This window comes from Serinicoccus marinus DSM 15273 (assembly GCF_008386315.1).
Lineage (GTDB): Bacteria > Actinomycetota > Actinomycetes > Actinomycetales > Dermatophilaceae > Ornithinicoccus > Ornithinicoccus marinus.
This window is the reverse complement of record NZ_CP043808.1, coordinates 2,136,103-2,151,916: the sequence shown is the minus strand read 5'-3', so window position 1 is coordinate 2,151,916 and position 15,814 is coordinate 2,136,103. Positions and strand designations below refer to the sequence as shown.

The following is a 15,814-nucleotide window of genomic DNA, read 5'->3' as shown; positions in this document are numbered from 1 at the left end:
GGCATACCTCGTCGGCGTGCCTCACCGACCCCTGGCTGGAAGTAGGCTGGCGCGCATCATGACGACCACGCACTCCGCCCCCGTGTCCCGCACCGAGCACGACGAGGCGACCGGCGCCGACGTCCGGGTCCGCTTCTGCCCCAGCCCGACAGGGACGCCGCACGTGGGCCTGGCCCGCACGGCGCTGTTCAACTGGGCCTTCGCACGGCACCACGGCGGCACCCTCGTCTTCCGGGTCGAGGACACCGACGCCGCGCGCGACTCCGAGGAGTCCATGGCGCAGATCGTCGACGCGCTGGACTGGCTCGGTCTGGACTACGACGAGGGGCCGGGGGTGGGCGGCCCCTACGGCCCCTACCGCCAGAGCGAGCGCGCCGACCTGCACGCCGACGTCGCCCGCCGGCTGCTGGAGGCCGGGCTGGCCTACGAGTCCTTCAGCACCCCGGAGGAGGTCGAGGCGCGCCACCGCGCCGCCGGTCGCGACCCCAAGCTCGGCTACGACAACCACGACCGCGAGCTGAGTGCGGAGCAGAAGCAGGCATACCGTGACGAGGGGCGCGAGCCGGTGCTGCGGCTGCGGATGCCGGAGGAGGACATCACCTTCACCGACCTCGTGCGGGGCGAGGTGACCTTCGGGGCCGGGTCAGTGCCGGACTTCGTCATCGTGCGGGGCAACGGCCAGCCGCTCTACACCCTCGTCAACCCGGTCGACGACGCGATGATGCGGATCACCCACGTCATCCGTGGCGAGGACCTGCTCTCCTCCACCCCGCGGCAGATCGCGCTCTACCGCGCCCTCGTCGAGATCGGGGTCGCCGAGCAGGTGCCGACCTTCGCCCACCTGCCGCTCGTGCTGGGGGAAGGGAGCAAGAAGCTGTCCAAGCGCGACCCCGAGTCCAACCTCTTCCTGCACCGCGAGCGCGGCTTCGTCCGGGAGGGGATGATCAACTACCTCGCGCTGCTGGGCTGGTCGATCGGGCCGGACCGCGACATCTTCGACCCCGAGCACCTCGTCGAGGCCTTCGACGTCCGAGACGTCAACCCCAACCCGGCGCGGTGGGACCAGAAGAAGGCCGAGTCGCTCAACGGCGACCACCTGCGCCGGCTCCCGCTCGCCGAGTTCACCTCCCGGCTGCTCCCGGTGCTGCGCGAGGCCGGGGTGCTGGGGGAGCAGTCCGGTATGGGTGAGCTGGCCAGGCTGGAGGCGGTCGCCGACCTCATCCAGACGCGGATCCAGGTGCTCTCCGAGGCGGTGCCCATGGTGCGGCCGTTCTACGTGAGCGGCGAGGAGCTGCAGATCGCCGACGACGCGCGCGGCCAGCTCAAGGACGACGCCGGTGCCGTCCTCGACGCGGCGATGGCCGCCTTGGAGCCGATCTCGGGCGCCGCCCCGCAGCCACTCGGCGGTGGGGTGGAGTGGACCCACGACCGGATCGAGGCGGCGCTGCGCGAGGCGCTGGTGGACGGGATGGGCCTCAAGCCGCGCTTCGCCTTCGGGCCGCTGCGGACCGCCGTCTCCGGGCAGCGGATCAGCCCGCCGCTCTTCGAGTCGATGGAGATCCTGGGCAAGCAGGAGACGCTGGACCGGCTCGCCCGGCTGCGCGCGTCGCTCTGACCCGTGCGGTCGCGCCAGATTTGGGTGGGGTGCGCCGGGCGCGGTAGAGTTGTTGCTCGGTTCGCCGCGCTTCCCGGTTAGTGGGACAGGGCGGAGACACCCCCTTGGGGTATGGTGTAATTGGCAACACGGCTGATTCTGGTTCAGTTGTTCTAGGTTCGAGTCCTGGTACCCCAGCGCGATGACGGAGCCCAGCTCCGGATTTCGTGGAGACCTGCCCGCTCGGGTAGTCTCTCCCCTCGGCGCCGAGCGCGCCGGACACGGCCCCGTTGTGTAGCGGCCTAGCACGCCGCCCTCTCAAGGCGGTAGCGCGGGTTCGAATCCCGTCGGGGCTACCCGTGTCGAACGGCCCTCACCGCAGCAGCGGTGGGGGCCGTTCGCATGCGTGTAGGGGACGGCCCGGCCGGTCCGCACGCTGGCGCGCCGAAGGAGCGTGCGAGAGGCTGGGGGCATGAACAAGACGGACCTGATCGAGGCGCTGGCTCCGCGCGTGGGCGGCCGGGCCGCCGCCGGAGCCGCCGTCGAGGCCCTGGTGGACGTGGTGCTGCGCGAGGTGGCCGCGGGCGGCACGGTGAGCATCAGCGGTTTCGGGACCTTCGAGCGGGTGGACCGGGCAGCGCGGACGGGGCGCAACCCGAGGACCGGAGAGGCGGTGCCGATCCCGGAGACCCGGAGCCCGCGCTTCCGGCCGGGAGCCGCCTTCAGGGAGGTGGTGGCCGACCCGGCGACGCTGCCCGCGCAGGGCCTGGCCGGGGCGCGGGCCGCCGGTGACTCCGAGGGCGGCTCCGCCGGAGCCCCGAGCACGGTGCGCCGCCACGACAGCGGTCCTCGGCACGAGCCGAAGGGTCGGGTCGCCGCCCGGGCGTCGTCCGACCGCGACCGGGAGCGGCGTGCCCCCTCGGGGACCCCGCCGAGCGTGCGCCGGGAGAAGCCCGACCCGACGAACGAGAGCTCGGAGCCACGACAGCCGGGGTCGGTCGGCGGCGGACGGGTCTTCTCCAGCGGCGAGGACATCACCGCCGACATGATCTCGGCCAAGAAGGCGCAGCTGGCGAAGGTCAAGAACGACGACGTGTCACACGGCGACTCCGGCAAACGCAAGAAGGCCAAGAAGGGGAAGAAGTCGACGAAGAAGAAGGCCGCGAAGAAGCGTTGACCCGCTGTGCGCCCGACCCCGCGCAGAAGGTGCTGCGGTGCGGGGATGCATCACCGCAGCGGGACGCCTGCTGCGGACGAGTGGATCAGACGATGGGCTCGCCCTCGCCGATGCCGACGATCCAGAGCCGGGTGAGGCTCGCGCCCGCGGTTTCGGGGTCACCGTCGACCTCGATGCTCACCCGCTGGCCCACCCGCAGGTGCCGGAGACCGCTCGCGTCCATCACCGCGGCGGCGAAGGGCAGCACCCGCCCGGTGTCGAGCAGGACCGTCCCGCTGCCGGCGTCGAGGTCGTAGGTGTGCACGCTGGCCTGCATGGGTCCACTGTAGGTCGTGGCGCGGGTGGGGGACCGGCTCAGGCCGCGGTCGAGCCCAGGGCCGCGCGGGTGCGGGCGCCCACGCCGAGGAGCAGCGCCTCCTGCAGGTCCTCGGCCCGGTCCACGTCACGCCGTAGCCGAGGCAGGTCGAGGTCCAGGCGGGTGGCGTCGACGGCGTGCCGTGCGGCCGACCCGGCACCGAAGCGCGGCCGCGGTATGCCTCGCGTCGAGGTCAGCAGGACCGTACCCGTGCCCTCGGCGTCCGGCACCACCGCACGGTCGAGGGCGGCGCAGCGCGCCAGGGCCTCCCGGAGGTCCTCCGGACGTAGCGCCGGCAGGTCGCCCAGCAGCACGGCCCACCCGGGGGCCTGCCGGCCGGCGCCGCTCTCACCCCCGACCTGCAGGGCCGCGTCGTCCAGGCCGCGCCGGATCGCCTCGTCCAGCCCGCGCCCGGGGTCGGGGACCGCCCGGGCCCCGACCTCCCGCGCCCTGTCGGCCGCACCGTCGTCGGCGGTCACCACGGTCACCCGGCCCGGCGGGAGGGCGCGGCATACCGCGTCCAGCGTGTCCAGGGCGATCGCGCGGGCCAGCTCGGGTCGGGAGACCCCGTCCGGTGCCACGAGGCGGGTCTTGGCGCGATCGGCTCGTTGAACCGGCAGCACCAGCCGCCAGTCGAGCCCGGCCGCAGCCCGTCCCGTCCTGTCGCGCACCCCAGCATCTTCGCCAGCACCGCCCCCGGATGCAAAGATGACCCGCGTGAGACGCCAGCCCCTGCGCCAGGCCGTGCCCTGGTCCTACCACGCGGTCATCGCGGCCCTGCGCCCCGTGCTCATGGGCGTGACCCGCCGCGACTGGTCCGGCGCCGAGCACCTGCCGCGGGGCGAGGGCTTCATCGTCGCCGGCAACCACTACTCCGAGGTGGACCCGATCATGCTGGCCCACTTCCTCGTCGACCACGGGCACGCCCCCTTCTTCCTTGCCAAGTCCTCCCTCTTCGAGGTGCCGCTGCTCGGCGCCGCGCTGCGACACCTGGAGCAGGTCCCGGTCTACCGCTCCAGCTCGCGCGCCGGTGACGCGCTCGAGGCCGCGCGCGCCGCCCTCGCCGGCGGTCGGTGCATCGCGATCATGCCCGAGGGCACCCTGACCCGGGATCCCGACCTGTGGCCGATGAAGGCCAAGTCGGGCGTGGGTCGGCTGGCGCTGACCAGCCGGGCCCCGGTGGTGCCGATCGCCCAGTGGGGTGCCCAAGGGGTGCTCGGGCACTATGCCCGCCGCCCGGGCAACCTGCTGAAGCGCCCGGTCCAGCACGTCAGCGCCGGCGCCCCGGTCGAGCTGTCCGACCTCTACGACCGCGCGCAGGAGCCGCGGGCGCACGCCGAGGCCACGCGCCGCGTCATGGCCGCGATCACCGAGCAGCTATCGCAGATCCGTGGCGAGCAGCCTCCCGCCGAACCCTTCGACCCGGCCCGTCGGCCCACGGAGCCCGAGGGATGACCCGGGCAGCCATCTTCGGCGCCGGCAGCTGGGGCACCGCCTTCGCCCAGATCCTCGCCGACGCGGGCGCGGAGCGGGTCGTCCTGTGGGCCCGCCGACCCGAGATCGCCGAGGGCATCCGCGACTCACGGCACAACCCGGACTACCTGCCCGAGGTCGAGCTGGCCCCGGTGGTCACCGCGACCACGGACCCCGCGGAGGCGGCGGCGGGCGCCGACCTGGTGGTGCTGGCCGTCCCCTCGCAGACGGTGCGTGCCAACCTCGCCGAGTGGGGCGAGCACCTCCCGGCGAGGGCCCCGGTGGTCTCGCTCATGAAGGGCATCGAGCTGGGCACCGGCCTGCGGATGAGCCAGGTGGTCGAGGACAGCGGCGTCGAGGCCGGGCGCATCGTCGTCGTGACCGGCCCCAACCTCAGCCGGGAGATCGCCGCCCGCCAGCCGGCCGCCAGCGTCGTCGCGGCCCTCGACCACGACGCCGCCGACCGGGTCGCCGAGGCGTGCATGACCGCCTACTTCCGGCCCTACACCCAGACCGACGTCGTCGGTGCCGAGATCGGCGGAGCGGTCAAGAACGTCATCGCGCTCGCGGTGGGCATGGCCGAGGGCCTCGGCTACGGCGACAACACCAAGTCCAGCCTCATCACCCGCGGGCTCGCCGAGACCGCCCGGCTCGGGCAGGCGCTCGGCGCCGACCCCGCCACGCTCATGGGGCTGGCCGGCGTCGGCGACCTCATCGCGACCTGCATGTCCCCGCTCTCCCGCAACCACCGCGTCGGCGTCGCGCTCGGTCAGGGGCGCAGCGTCGAAGAGGTGCTGGCCGTGCCGCACCAGACGGCGGAGGGCGTCAAGAGCTGCCGCAGCGTGGTGGAGCTGGGCGCCAGCCAGGGGGTGGACCTGCCGATCTGCGAGGGCGTGACCGCGGTCGTGGACGGCTCGGTGACCCCCGAGGACCTCACCCGGGCCCTCATGACCCGGGCGCGCAAGCACGAGCGCCACTGACGAGCCGTGTCGGTCTCACTCCGACGCGCCCCGGGGGAGCACTGCGAGCCGGTTCGTCAGATCGGCGCCTCCTCGAGGAGGCTCCGATCTGACGTCGAGGCGCCCGGTGGACGAACCGGCCCGGAGACGACCTGGAGAGCGGCCCTCACGCGTCGGAGGTCGTGCCCGGTGGGTCTGCGGGGTGGCCCGCCCCTCACTGGTTAGGCTCGTCCCGATATGGATGCCCCCACCCAGCGCACCGACCCCGCCGTGAGCCCCGACGAGGACACCAGCGCCGGCACGCAGCGGTCCGCCGACACCCGGCACCGTGTGGCCCTCGTCTTCGGCGGGCGCTCGGACGAGCACGCGATCTCCTGCGCCACCGCGGCCAGCGTGCTCCGGGCGCTGGATCGTGAGCGGTATGCCGTCGTGCCGGTGGGCATCACCCGCGAAGGGCACTGGGTGCTCGTCGAGGACGACCCGGAGGCGCTGGAGATCCGGGACGGGCGGCTGCCGCAGGTGCAGGACACCGGGCGTCAGGTCTTCGTGCCGCTCGGCGGAGTGGACCACGAGTGGACCTGGACCGGTCGCGACGGTCAGGTGCACTCCCTCGGCGAGGTCGACGTCGTCTTCCCGCTGCTGCACGGGCCGTTCGGGGAGGACGGCACCATCCAGGGGATGCTGGAGCTCGCCGACCTGCCCTACGTCGGCTGCGGTGTCCTGGCCTCCGCCGCGATGATGGACAAGCACGTCATGAAGGTGGTCTTCGCCGCTGCCGGGCTGCCGGTGGCGCCGTATGCCGTCATCACCGACCGGCAGTGGCAGCGAGACCGCGAGGCGGCGCTGGAGGCCGCGAGCGCCCTGCTCTTCCCGGTCTTCGTCAAGCCCGCGCGGGCCGGCTCGTCGGTGGGCGTCGCCAAGGTGGAGCGCCCGGAGGAGCTCGAGGTCGCGATCGAGAAGGCCCGCGACCACGACCCCAAGGTGCTCGTCGAGCAGGGCATCGACGGGCGCGAGATCGAGTGCGGCGTGCTCGGCGGGCGCGGCTCGGCGCTGCCCAGAGTCAGCGAGTGCGGGGAGATCGTCGTCAGCGGCGGGCACGACTTCTACGACTTCGAGGCGAAGTACCTCGACGAGGCCAGCGTGCAGATCACCGCCCCCGCGGACATCCCGGACGACGTCCGCGACGAGATCCGCCGGATCGCTGCGCTCGCCTTCGAGGCCGCCGACGCGGAGGGGCTCTCCCGCGTGGACTTCTTCGTCACGCCGCGCGGCGAGGTGGTGCTCAACGAGATCAACACCATGCCCGGCTTCACGCCCTACTCGATGTACCCCCAGGCCTGGGCGGCCTCGGGCGTCTCCTACCCCGAGCTGGTCGACGAGCTCATCACGCTGGCGCTGGAGCGTCCGCTCGGTCTGCGCTGAGCCTCAGGCAAGGCCGGCGCAGCGGCAGACCGCCGCCGGTCAGCCCTGCGGCGAGGAGCACTCGCCCAGCGTCTGCGGGACCACCCGGGCGGCGTCGTCCAGCGGCGGCAGGAGCAGCGGGTGGCTGTCGTAGCTCTCCGGCACGAGGACCTCGATCGCCGGGTCCCGTCCGTAGGTCGTGAACATCGTGCCGCCGTCGTCGAGCACCGTCGCGACCCAGTCGACCCCGCCGACGTCGATGCAGGGGTCGGTCGTCGGCCCGGGCGGCGCCTTGCCGCACCGGGCGACGATCGGCGGTTCGCCCCAGGCCGCGACCCCCTCGGACTGCACCGCGGTCACCCGCGCCTCGTAGGGACCGATCGTCCCGGGCCACCGGGCGGCGACCTCCAGGCATACCGCGGAGTCGGAGGCGTCGAAGGGGACCGCGCGCACCGCGCCCTCGCCGCACGCCGTGAGCGAGACCAGCCCGAGCGCGGCCGCCAGCAGCCCGGCCCGCGGCCTCAGAGCTCGACGACTGTGCACGTCGTGGTGCGGGTGATCCCGGGCACCGCCAGGACGTGCGCGATGACGCCGCGGCCCAGCTCCTGCACCGTCGGTGCCTGCACCTGCACGATGACGTCGTAGGGACCGGCCACGTCCTCGGCGCTCTGGACGCCGTCGAGCTCGCGGATCGCCCGGGTGACGCGCGCGGAGACGCCGACCTCGGTCTGGACGAGGATGTATGCCTTGACCACGGTGCTGCCTCCTGCTCGGTTGCACGGAGGCTACCGTGCGGGGGTGAGCAGCACGAGCGAGCCTCCGGGCGAGGGCGGGCGAACCGTCGGCGAGGTGGGCGAGGGCGGGCGGACCGTCGGCGAGGTGGGGGAGCGCGGCATCCTCGGCGAGGTCTTCGGCGTGCTCGCCGAGCACGGGGCGGCCGCGGAGAGCCTGCGCGACGTCGTCGTCGGGCCGGGCGACGACACCGCCCACCTGCGCGTGCACACCGGCGCCGTCCTGGCGACCACGGACACGATGGTGCGTGGTCAGGACTGGCTGGACGCGTGGTCGACCGGTCAGGACGTGGGCGAGAAGATCGTCACCCAGAACCTCGCCGACCTGGCCTCGATGGGCGGCCGGGGGACGGGGGTGCTGGTGACCCTGCTCTGCGATCGGGAGCTGCCGCTCGCCTGGTGCCGCGACCTCACGACCGGGCTCGCCCGCGCCTGCTCCCGCGCCGGGGTCCCCGTCGTCGGGGGCGACCTCAGCGCCGCCGGCCCGGGGGTGGTCGCAGTGTCGGTGACGGCGCTCGGGGAGCTGGCCGAGGGCATACCGGGTGCGGTGCTGCGCAGCGGCGCCCGACCGGGCGACGTCCTCGCGGTGTCCGGACCGCTGGGTCGCTCCCACGCGGGGTTCGAGCAGCTCCGGGCCGGGGCGCGCCAGGGCCGCTGGGTCGACCACCACCTCCGGCCGTGGGTGGACCTCGAGCAGGGTCCGGTGGCGGCGCTCGCCGGGGCCACGGCGATGATCGACGTCTCGGACGGGCTGGGCCGCGACGGGGGTCGGGTGGCGCGCGCCAGCGGCGTCGACCTCTTGCTGGACGAGGCGGCCGTCGACGACCTCGCCGCCCGGCTCGCGCCCGAGCTGGGGCTGGAGGCGGCCCGGCGCGCCGTGCTCGGCGGCGGTGAGGAGCACGAGCTGCTCGCGACCTTCCCGGTCGGCGCGGTGCCGACGGGGTGGGTCGTCCTCGGGGGTGCCGAGCAGGTGCAGGGGGAGCCGACCGTGCGGCTGGGGGAGCAGGCCCTGGACCCGGACGGCGGCGGCTGGGACCATTTCGGCGGCTGAGACCGGGACCGGTGCTGCCGCCGGGCACAGCAGAGCCGGCGCCCCCCTGACGAGGAGCGCCGGCAGATGACGGCAACCTGCCGTCAGCGGAGGGTCAGCGGGTGACCTTGCCCGCCTTGAGGCAGGAGGTGCAGACGTTCATCCGCTTGGCGGTGCCGCCCGCGGTGGTGCGGACACGCTGGATGTTCGGGTTCCAGCGGCGCTTGGTGCGGCGGTGCGAGTGCGAGATGCTGTGACCGAAGCTCGGTCCCTTGCCGCAGACGTCGCAAGTGGCAGCCACGGTGTTCTCCTGAAGGTCGTCCGGTGAAAGGTCTCGGGCCCGCAGCAGCGCGGCGCGGGCAACCGGTCCAGCGTACCGGAACCGCGACACGGCGCCCAAATCATCGCGGCGGACGACGACCGTGCGTCGCCGCACCTCCACGGTATGCCTGTGGCGCCGCGGACGGCGTCGGCGCCGGGCACTAGGTTGGTGCCGTGCCCGGACCCGCGCTCGACCTCGTGACCGCCCGCCGCTGGGCGGTCACCGCGCGGCTGTCGCTGGCGGCGGCGCGGGAGCAGGTCGACGCGCTCAACGTCTTCCCGGTGGCGGACGGCGACACCGGCACCAACATGTACCTCACCCTCGACGGCGCGCTGGAGCACGTGCGGGTGCGTTTCGAGAGCGGCGGCGGCACCGACCGGCTCCGGGAGGGGCTCGCCCTCATCGCGCGGGGCATGCTCCTGGCGGCCCGCGGCAACTCGGGCGTCATCCTGGCCCAGCTCACCCGCGGGCTGGCCGACGCGGTGGCCCCCGACGTCGACGTGGCCGGCCCGCGCGAGGTCGCCGACGCCTTCGAGTCCGCCTCGCGCAGCGCGTGGGAGGCGCTCGCCGCACCCGTGGAGGGCACCATCCTCACCGTCGCCCGGGCGGCCGCGGTCGGCGCCCGGGGCGCGGTCGACGAGGGCGCGCAGGACGTCCTCGTGGTCGTCGACGCGGCGCTGGAGGCGGCGCAGCGCGCCCTGGCACGCACTCCCGAGCAGCTGCCCGAGCTGCGCGACGCGGGCGTGGTCGACGCCGGCGGGGCAGGGCTGGTCCTCGTCGTCGAGGCGCTGCACGCCGTCCTCGACGAGCGCCCCGCCGGCGCGGACGGCGAGGTGCCGCACTGGTGGGCCGCGACGCCCGGGCCGACCTCGGGTCGGGGCACGACGTCGGAGGAGGCCGTCGAGGTGATGTACCTCCTGAGCGGCAGCGACCCCGAGCGCGCCGAGCGGCTGCGGGCCCACCTGACGCATCTCGGGGACTCCGTCGCCGTCGCGGGTGGCCCCGCAGAGTTCCAGGTCCACGCGCACGTCGAGGAGGAGGACACCGCCGCGGCCATCGAGGCCGGAGGGCTGGCGGGGGTCGTCAGCGAGGTGCGGCAGACGTCGCTGAGCCCCGGAGACGGCACGGAGGGACGTGAGCACCCGCACCCGGTCTCGCCCCTGCCGCAGGGCATCGGAGTGGTCTCGTGCGCCCTCGGCGACGGGGTGACCCGGCTGATGTCGGACGGCGGCGCCGTGCTGGTGCCCAGCGGTCCGCGTCGTCGCGCCCCGACCGGAGAGCTGCTCGCCGCGGTGCGCGCCAGCACCGGTGCGTCGGTCGTCATCCTGCCCAACGACGGCGACACGCTCATGGTCGCCCGCGCCGCCGCCGCGGAGGCGCGGCGCGAGGGCCTGGAGGTCGAGGTCGTGCCGACCCGCACCCTCCTGGAGGGCCTGGCCGCGCTCGCCGTGCTCGACCCGGCAGGCCGGTTGGGGCCGGTCCTGGACGCGATGACGGCGGCGGCCTCGGCGGTGCACGGGGGTGCGCTCACCCGCGCCGACCGGGCGGCCGAGACCCCGGTCGGTCCGTGCCGACCGGGCCAGTGGCTGGGCATCGTGGACCACGCGATCGTCGCCGTCGAGGACGACCTGGAGCCTGCCGCGCGGTGGGTGCTCGACACGATCTGGCACGACGGGGTCGAGCTGCTGACGGCGCTGCTCGGGGAGGACGCCGACGACAGGTCCGCGACGTCATGGCGCAGGCCCTCGCCGACCGCTGCGCGGGCAGCGAGGTCGAGCAGAGCGTGCTGGACGGGGGCCAGCCCACCTATACCGTGCTGCTGGGGGTCGAGTGATGGCGGGCGCCGGACGCGCCCACCTGCGCCCCGTGGCCGACGGCGAGGGCAACCCGCTCGACTTCGGGCTGCGCGACCTCGTCGGGGCCAGTGCGCAGACGCTGCAGCGGGCGCGGGGGATCAGGACCGTGGGCCAGCTGCTCGACTGGTTGCCCCGCACCTACCTCGACCCCACCCGGCCCACGGCCTTCCGCGACCTGCCGCACGGCGAGGACGTCGTGGTCGTGGGGACGGTGCGCACCGCGACCACCCACCAGATGCGCAACCGGCGCGGCCGCCGGCTCGTCGTGGACGTCGCGGACGACGCGGGCGGGACGATCCAGCTGACCTTCTTCAAGCCCTACGGGCACCAGGACCGGCTCCGAACCGGGGTCCGGGTCGTCTGCTCCGGGCAGGTGGGGGTGTGGCGCGACACGCTGCAGCTGACCCACCCGGACTACGCCACGCTGAGCGAGGGCGGCGAGGGCGGGGCGCAGTGGCTCCTCGACGGTCTGGTCCCGGTCTACACCGCGACCAAGGGTCTGTCACCCATCGTCCACGGCCAGTGCCTCGACCTGGTCTTCCACCAGCTCGACGAGCTGCCGGACCCGGTCCCCGCGCAGGTGCGGCGGCAGGTGGGTCTGCCCGGCCTGCTCGAGGCCTACCGGTTGGTCCACCGGCCCGGCACGGAGGCGGACCACCGCAGGGGCCGGTGGCGGCTCAAGTTCGGCGAGGCCTTCACGGTCCAGGCCCAGCTCGCCCGGGTGCGCCGGTCCAGCGAGGCGGTGCCCGCCCGCCCCCGGGTGCCGGCGGAGCAGGGGCTCGGGCAGCGGCTGCGCGACCGGCTGCCGTTCGCGCTCACCGAGGGCCAGGAGGCCGTCCTCGCCGAGCTCCTCGGCGACCTGGCCCGCGAGGTCCCCATGCACCGCCTGCTCCAGGGCGAGGTCGGGTCGGGCAAGACCGTGCTCGCCCTGTTCGCCATGCTCGCCGTCGTCGACTCCGGCGGGCAGGCGGCGCTGCTCGCCCCGACCGAGGTCCTCGCCGCGCAGCACCACCGCTCGATCAGCCAGCTGCTCGGCCCGATCGCCGAGGCCGGGCTGCTCGGCGGTCTGGAGGAGGGCACCCGGTTGGCCCTGCTCACCGGCAGCCAGTCGGCGGGGGACCGCAAGCAGGCGCTGCTGGCCGCCGCCTCGGGCGAGGCCGGGATCGTGGTCGGCACCCACGCGCTGATCCAGCAGCACGTCCAGTTCGCCGAGCTGGGTCTGGTCGTCGTCGACGAGCAGCACCGGTTCGGGGTCGAGCAGCGCGACGCGCTGCGCGCCAAGGCTCCCGAGGGCACCTCCCCGCACGTGCTGGTCATGACCGCGACCCCGATCCCGCGCACCGTGGCGATGACCGTCTACGGCGACATGGAGATCTCCACGTTGCGCGAGCTGCCCGGCGGGCGCCGCCCGATCAGCAGTCACGTCGTCGACGGTCGACGCCCCGACTGGGTGCGCCGCACCTGGCAACGGGTCGCCGAGGAGGTGCGCGGTGGCGGTCAGGTGTATGTCGTGTGCCCCCGCATCGGGGATCCGGACGACCCGGACCTGCCGGGCTCGGGCACCGACGGTCCGGGCCTGCCGCTGGGCGGAGAGGTCGGGCACGGAGCGCCGCAGGGCGAGGACGGCGCCGACCTCCTCGGTCTGCTCGAGATGCCGGAGGGGTCCGCCGGACCGCCCGGGCTGCACGGGGTCCACCAGGTCGCCCGGTGCCTGCGCGAGCTGCCGGCGACGCGCGACCTGCGGATCGAGGTGCTGCACGGCCGGATGCCGGCCGAGGACAAGGACGCCGTCATGCAGGCCTTCGCCGCGGGGCGGGTGGAGGTCCTGGTCTCGACCACCGTCATCGAGGTCGGCGTCGACGTCCCGGACGCGACGACGATGGTGCTGCTGGACGCCGACCGGTTCGGCATCTCCCAGCTGCACCAGCTGCGGGGGCGGGTCGGCCGTGGCGGTCGTCCCGGGCTGGCGCTGCTCGTGACGCAGGGTGAGGGCGTGGACCCCGCCGCGATCGAGCGGCTGGAGCAGGTGGCCGCCACCACCGACGGCTTCGAGCTGGCTCGCATCGACCTGGAGAGCCGGCGCGAGGGCGACGTCCTCGGCGCCAGCCAGAGCGGCGGCCGTAGCGGCCTGCGCTTCCTGCGGCTGGCCCGCGACGAGGACCTCATCGTGCAGGCGCACGAGGCGGCCTGGCGCACCGTGGAGTCCGACCCCGAGCTGAGTCGCCATCCCGAGCTGGCCGACGCACTGACCCGTCTGGACGCGACCAGCGCCGCCTTCCTGGAGCGGGGGTGAGGCGATGACCAGGATCATCGCGGGGTGCGCCGGCGGGCGCACCGTGCATACCCCTCGAGGCGCCGGCACCCGGCCCACCACCGACCGGGTGCGCGAGGCGATGTTCTCCCGGATCGAGTCGCTGCTCGACCTGGAGGGCTGCTCCGTGCTGGACCTGTATGCCGGGTCCGGCGCGCTCGGGCTGGAGGCGGCCTCGCGCGGCGCAGCCCGTGTGCTCGCCGTGGAGCGGCACCGGGCCACCGCCCGGCTCATCGGGCGCAGCGCCGAGGAGCTGGCGCTGCCGGGCGTCGAGGTGGTCGTGGGTCCGGTCGGCCCGGTGCTGGCCGCCGGCCCGGGCGGGCACGCCTACCACCTCGCGCTGCTCGACCCGCCCTACCCGCTGCCCGACGCCGAGCTCGCCGGCGTCCTCCACGCGCTCGGCTCGGGCGGCTGGCTGGACCCGGACGCGCTCGTCGTGGTCGAGCGCAGCGCCCGGTCGCCGCGGCCGCCCTGGCCGGAGACGCTGCGCCACCTCGACACCCGGCGCTACGGCGAGACCGCGCTGCACCTGGCCGAGCCGACCGGCCCGGCGGGCGCCTGAGCGGCCACCCTGGGAGGATCGCGGCATGAGCGACTACACCATCCCGCGTCCCGTGTCCGGCGACGTCGTCGACCTGATCCTCGACGACCACCGGCTCTTCGAGGCCCTCATGCGCGACCTGCGCGACAGCTCCAGCGACCGTGCCGCGGCCCGCGCGGCCTTCGCCAGCGTCCTCATCGCCCACGGCGAGGCCGAGGAGGAGAAGGTCTACCCCCGGCTGCGGCGCAAGGACGCCATCGACGCGCACGAGGCCGAGCACGGTGAGGAGGAGCACGCCGAGATCAACCAGGCGCTGCTGGACCTGCTCGAGTGCGCCGGCACGGACACGCAGAAGTTCGACGACGCCGTCGAGGCCATGAACGAGGTGCTGCAGCACCACCTCACCGAGGAGGAGCTCACGATCCTCAACCCCGCCCGCGAGGAGGTCCCCGAGCAGGAGCGGCGCGACCTCGGCGCGGCCGAGGTCCGCGGCCGGCACCTCGACGAGGGCGTGGACGCCGAGACCGTCCGTGCTCTGGTCGAGCGGGCCCGGAAGGACGGGTTGCTCGAGGACGAGGGGTGATCGCGGCCCGGTAGGCTCCCTGGCCATGTCGACCCGCCGTTGCGTCTGCCCCGGATCCTTCGACCCGGTGACGCTGGGGCACGTCGACATCGTGACCCGGGCCGCCGCGCTCTACGACGAGGTCGTGGTCGCCGTCCTGCACAACCCTGCCAAGCAGGGCAGCTTCCCCGTGCCGACCCGGCTGGAGCTCGTCGGCGCCTCGCTGCCGAGCGAGGTCGCGGGTCGCGTCCGCGTCGAGGCGTATGCCGAGCGGCTGCTGGTCGACGTGTGCCAGGAGGTCGGGGCCGAGGCGGTGGTCAAGGGGCTGCGCGGCGGCACCGACTTCGCCTACGAGCTGCCGATGGCCCTGATGAACCGTCACCTCACCGGTGTCGAGACGGTCTTCCTGCCCGGTGACCCGGCGCTGGAGCACGTCTCCAGCTCGCTGGTCAAGGAGGTCCACCGGCTCGGGGGCGACGTCTCCGCGCTGGTGCCCGCGCCGGTGCTGGAGGCGCTGCGTCAGATTTGAGCGCGCCGCACCGGCCCGGTAGGCTGGTGCGTCGGTTTGTGTCCCTCCCGTGCTCGCCGTGCACGAGGGCCGAACCCGTTCAGCAGGTCAGACCACACGTGAGGGAATTCGGCATGGCTGCCCAGCAGACGGAGCGCGACTGGGTGTTCGACACCCGGGAGCTGGTCCGCCGGCCCGGGACCATGCGCGAGCTCTCGCGCGAGGTCACCACGACGGAGCCCCTGGGCACCGATGTCATTGCGATCCCGGCGGGCCACCCGGTCCGGCTGGAGCTGCGGATGGAGTCGGTCGTCGAGGGCATCCTGGTGACGGGGACGGCACAGGCCACGGCGAGAGGGGAGTGCGTGCGCTGCCTGGACGAGATCGTCGACGACGTCGAGGTGACCTTCCAGGAGCTCTACGCCTACCCCGACCGCGCGGCGCACCACCAGGAGGTGGGGAGCCGCTCGGGCGACCAGGACGCGAGCGACGAGGACGAGCAGCGCATGCTCGACGGTGACCTGATGGACCTCGAAGAGGTCGTCCGGGACGCCGTCGTGACCGAGCTGCCCTTCCAACCGGTGTGCCGGGAGGACTGTCCGGGCCTGTGCTCCGAGTGCGGGGCGCGCCTGGCGGACGACCCGGAGCACGAGCACGACGTGATCGACCCCCGGTGGTCGGCGCTGGCCGCGATGGCCACGCCGGCAGACGACGACGAGAAGAGGACCTGACGTGGCCGTTCCCAAGCGGAAGATGTCCCGTTCCAACACCCGGCACCGCCGCTCGCAGTGGAAGGCCGCGCCGATCGCGCTGTCGACCTGCCCGCAGTGCCAGGCTGTGGCGACCCCGCACCAGGCGTGCCCCACCTGCGGCACCTACGGTGGCCGCCACTACGCGGCCGCCGAGCGCACCGAGCACCAGGGCTGACCCCGGG

General features: G+C 74.3%; 17 protein-coding genes, 2 tRNA genes and 1 pseudogene. 15 read left to right on the top strand and 5 right to left on the bottom strand.

Annotation, left to right across the window (positions count from 1 at the left end):
- Nucleotides 1-58 precede the first annotated feature (58 nt).
- The 4 genes from gltX to FU792_RS10140 all read left to right on the top strand — a co-directional run bounded on the left by gltX (nt 59) and on the right by FU792_RS10140 (nt 2,771).
- Nucleotides 59-1,615 carry a glutamate--tRNA ligase gene (gene gltX / locus FU792_RS10155; protein ID WP_022926153.1) on the top strand — a complete coding sequence of 519 codons (1,557 nt, stop codon included), beginning with the start codon at nt 59-61 and terminating at the stop codon, nt 1,613-1,615.
- 105 nt (nt 1,616-1,720) lie between these two features.
- A tRNA-Gln gene (locus tag FU792_RS10150) sits at nt 1,721-1,792 on the top strand.
- 85 nt (nt 1,793-1,877) lie between these two features.
- Nucleotides 1,878-1,950, top strand: a tRNA-Glu gene (locus FU792_RS10145).
- A 116-nt stretch (nt 1,951-2,066) separates the two neighbouring features.
- Nucleotides 2,067-2,771, top strand: a complete 705-nt coding sequence (locus FU792_RS10140) for an HU family DNA-binding protein (protein ID WP_022926152.1) — start codon at nt 2,067-2,069, stop codon at nt 2,769-2,771.
- Nucleotides 2,772-2,856: 85 nt separating this feature from the next.
- On the opposite strand, the gene FU792_RS10135 is transcribed toward FU792_RS10140, so the two are convergent.
- Both FU792_RS10135 and cofC read right to left on the bottom strand, forming a co-directional pair.
- Nucleotides 2,857-3,087 carry a hypothetical protein gene (locus tag FU792_RS10135; RefSeq protein WP_022926151.1) on the bottom strand — a complete coding sequence of 77 codons (231 nt, stop codon included), beginning with the start codon at nt 3,085-3,087 and terminating at the stop codon, nt 2,857-2,859.
- Nucleotides 3,088-3,125: 38 nt separating this feature from the next.
- Nucleotides 3,126-3,797 carry a 2-phospho-L-lactate guanylyltransferase gene (gene cofC, locus FU792_RS10130; RefSeq protein WP_022926150.1) on the bottom strand — a complete coding sequence of 224 codons (672 nt, stop codon included), beginning with the start codon at nt 3,795-3,797 and terminating at the stop codon, nt 3,126-3,128.
- A gap of 37 nt (nt 3,798-3,834) precedes the next feature.
- On the opposite strand from cofC, the gene FU792_RS10125 reads away from it, so the two are divergent.
- The 3 genes from FU792_RS10125 to FU792_RS10115 all read left to right on the top strand — a co-directional run bounded on the left by FU792_RS10125 (nt 3,835) and on the right by FU792_RS10115 (nt 6,980).
- Nucleotides 3,835-4,581: a lysophospholipid acyltransferase family protein gene (locus FU792_RS10125; RefSeq protein WP_022926149.1), complete on the top strand. Its 747-nt coding sequence runs from the start codon at nt 3,835-3,837 to the stop codon at nt 4,579-4,581.
- Nucleotides 4,578-5,579, top strand: a complete 1,002-nt coding sequence (locus FU792_RS10120; protein WP_022926148.1) for an NAD(P)H-dependent glycerol-3-phosphate dehydrogenase — start codon at nt 4,578-4,580, stop codon at nt 5,577-5,579. Before FU792_RS10125 ends, FU792_RS10120 begins: the two co-directional genes overlap by 4 nt.
- Before the next feature lie 216 nt (nt 5,580-5,795).
- Nucleotides 5,796-6,980, top strand: coding sequence for a D-alanine--D-alanine ligase family protein (locus FU792_RS10115; protein ID WP_022926147.1), 1,185 nt, complete (start codon nt 5,796-5,798; stop codon nt 6,978-6,980).
- Nucleotides 6,981-7,019: 39 nt separating this feature from the next.
- Here the strand turns inward: FU792_RS10115 and FU792_RS10110 are convergent, their stop codons facing one another.
- Both FU792_RS10110 and FU792_RS10105 read right to left on the bottom strand, forming a co-directional pair.
- Nucleotides 7,020-7,502, bottom strand: a complete 483-nt coding sequence (locus FU792_RS10110) for a DUF3515 family protein (RefSeq protein ID WP_022926146.1) — start codon at nt 7,500-7,502, stop codon at nt 7,020-7,022.
- Nucleotides 7,481-7,714 (bottom strand): Lrp/AsnC ligand binding domain-containing protein, encoded by a 234-nt coding sequence (locus FU792_RS10105; RefSeq protein ID WP_022926145.1) that lies wholly within the window; start codon nt 7,712-7,714, stop codon nt 7,481-7,483. Before FU792_RS10105 ends, FU792_RS10110 begins: the two co-directional genes overlap by 22 nt.
- Before the next feature lie 43 nt (nt 7,715-7,757).
- Between FU792_RS10105 and FU792_RS10100 the strand changes: the two genes are divergently transcribed.
- Nucleotides 7,758-8,801, top strand: a complete 1,044-nt coding sequence (locus FU792_RS10100) for a thiamine-phosphate kinase (RefSeq protein ID WP_022926144.1) — start codon at nt 7,758-7,760, stop codon at nt 8,799-8,801.
- Between the two features lie 94 nt (nt 8,802-8,895).
- On the opposite strand, the gene rpmB is transcribed toward FU792_RS10100, so the two are convergent.
- Nucleotides 8,896-9,081: a 50S ribosomal protein L28 gene (rpmB, locus tag FU792_RS10095; protein WP_075812523.1), complete on the bottom strand. Its 186-nt coding sequence runs from the start codon at nt 9,079-9,081 to the stop codon at nt 8,896-8,898.
- 194 nt (nt 9,082-9,275) lie between these two features.
- Between rpmB and FU792_RS19230 the strand changes: the two are divergent.
- From FU792_RS19230 to rpmF, 7 genes and pseudogenes are all read left to right on the top strand, one after another.
- Nucleotides 9,276-10,775, top strand: a pseudogene (locus FU792_RS19230) (DAK2 domain-containing protein); the annotation flags it as partial.
- Between the two features lie 160 nt (nt 10,776-10,935).
- Complete coding sequence (locus FU792_RS10080; RefSeq protein ID WP_022926141.1) at nt 10,936-13,251, top strand: ATP-dependent DNA helicase RecG; 2,316 nt, start codon at nt 10,936-10,938, stop codon at nt 13,249-13,251.
- 4 nt (nt 13,252-13,255) lie between these two features.
- A complete protein-coding gene (gene rsmD, locus FU792_RS10075; RefSeq protein ID WP_022926140.1) occupies nt 13,256-13,831 on the top strand; it encodes a 16S rRNA (guanine(966)-N(2))-methyltransferase RsmD in 576 nt (191 codons plus the stop codon).
- A gap of 25 nt (nt 13,832-13,856) precedes the next feature.
- Nucleotides 13,857-14,393, top strand: a complete 537-nt coding sequence (locus tag FU792_RS10070) for a hemerythrin domain-containing protein (protein WP_149814724.1) — start codon at nt 13,857-13,859, stop codon at nt 14,391-14,393.
- A gap of 25 nt (nt 14,394-14,418) precedes the next feature.
- Nucleotides 14,419-14,901 (top strand): pantetheine-phosphate adenylyltransferase, encoded by a 483-nt coding sequence (gene coaD, locus FU792_RS10065; RefSeq protein WP_022926138.1) that lies wholly within the window; start codon nt 14,419-14,421, stop codon nt 14,899-14,901.
- Between the two features lie 113 nt (nt 14,902-15,014).
- Nucleotides 15,015-15,611, top strand: coding sequence for a YceD family protein (locus FU792_RS10060; protein ID WP_022926137.1), 597 nt, complete (start codon nt 15,015-15,017; stop codon nt 15,609-15,611).
- A 1-nt stretch (nt 15,612) separates the two neighbouring features.
- On the top strand, nt 15,613-15,807 hold the full coding sequence (gene rpmF, locus FU792_RS10055; RefSeq protein WP_022926136.1) for a 50S ribosomal protein L32: 195 nt from the start codon (nt 15,613-15,615) through the stop codon (nt 15,805-15,807).
- The last annotated feature ends 7 nt before the right edge of the window (nt 15,808-15,814 follow it).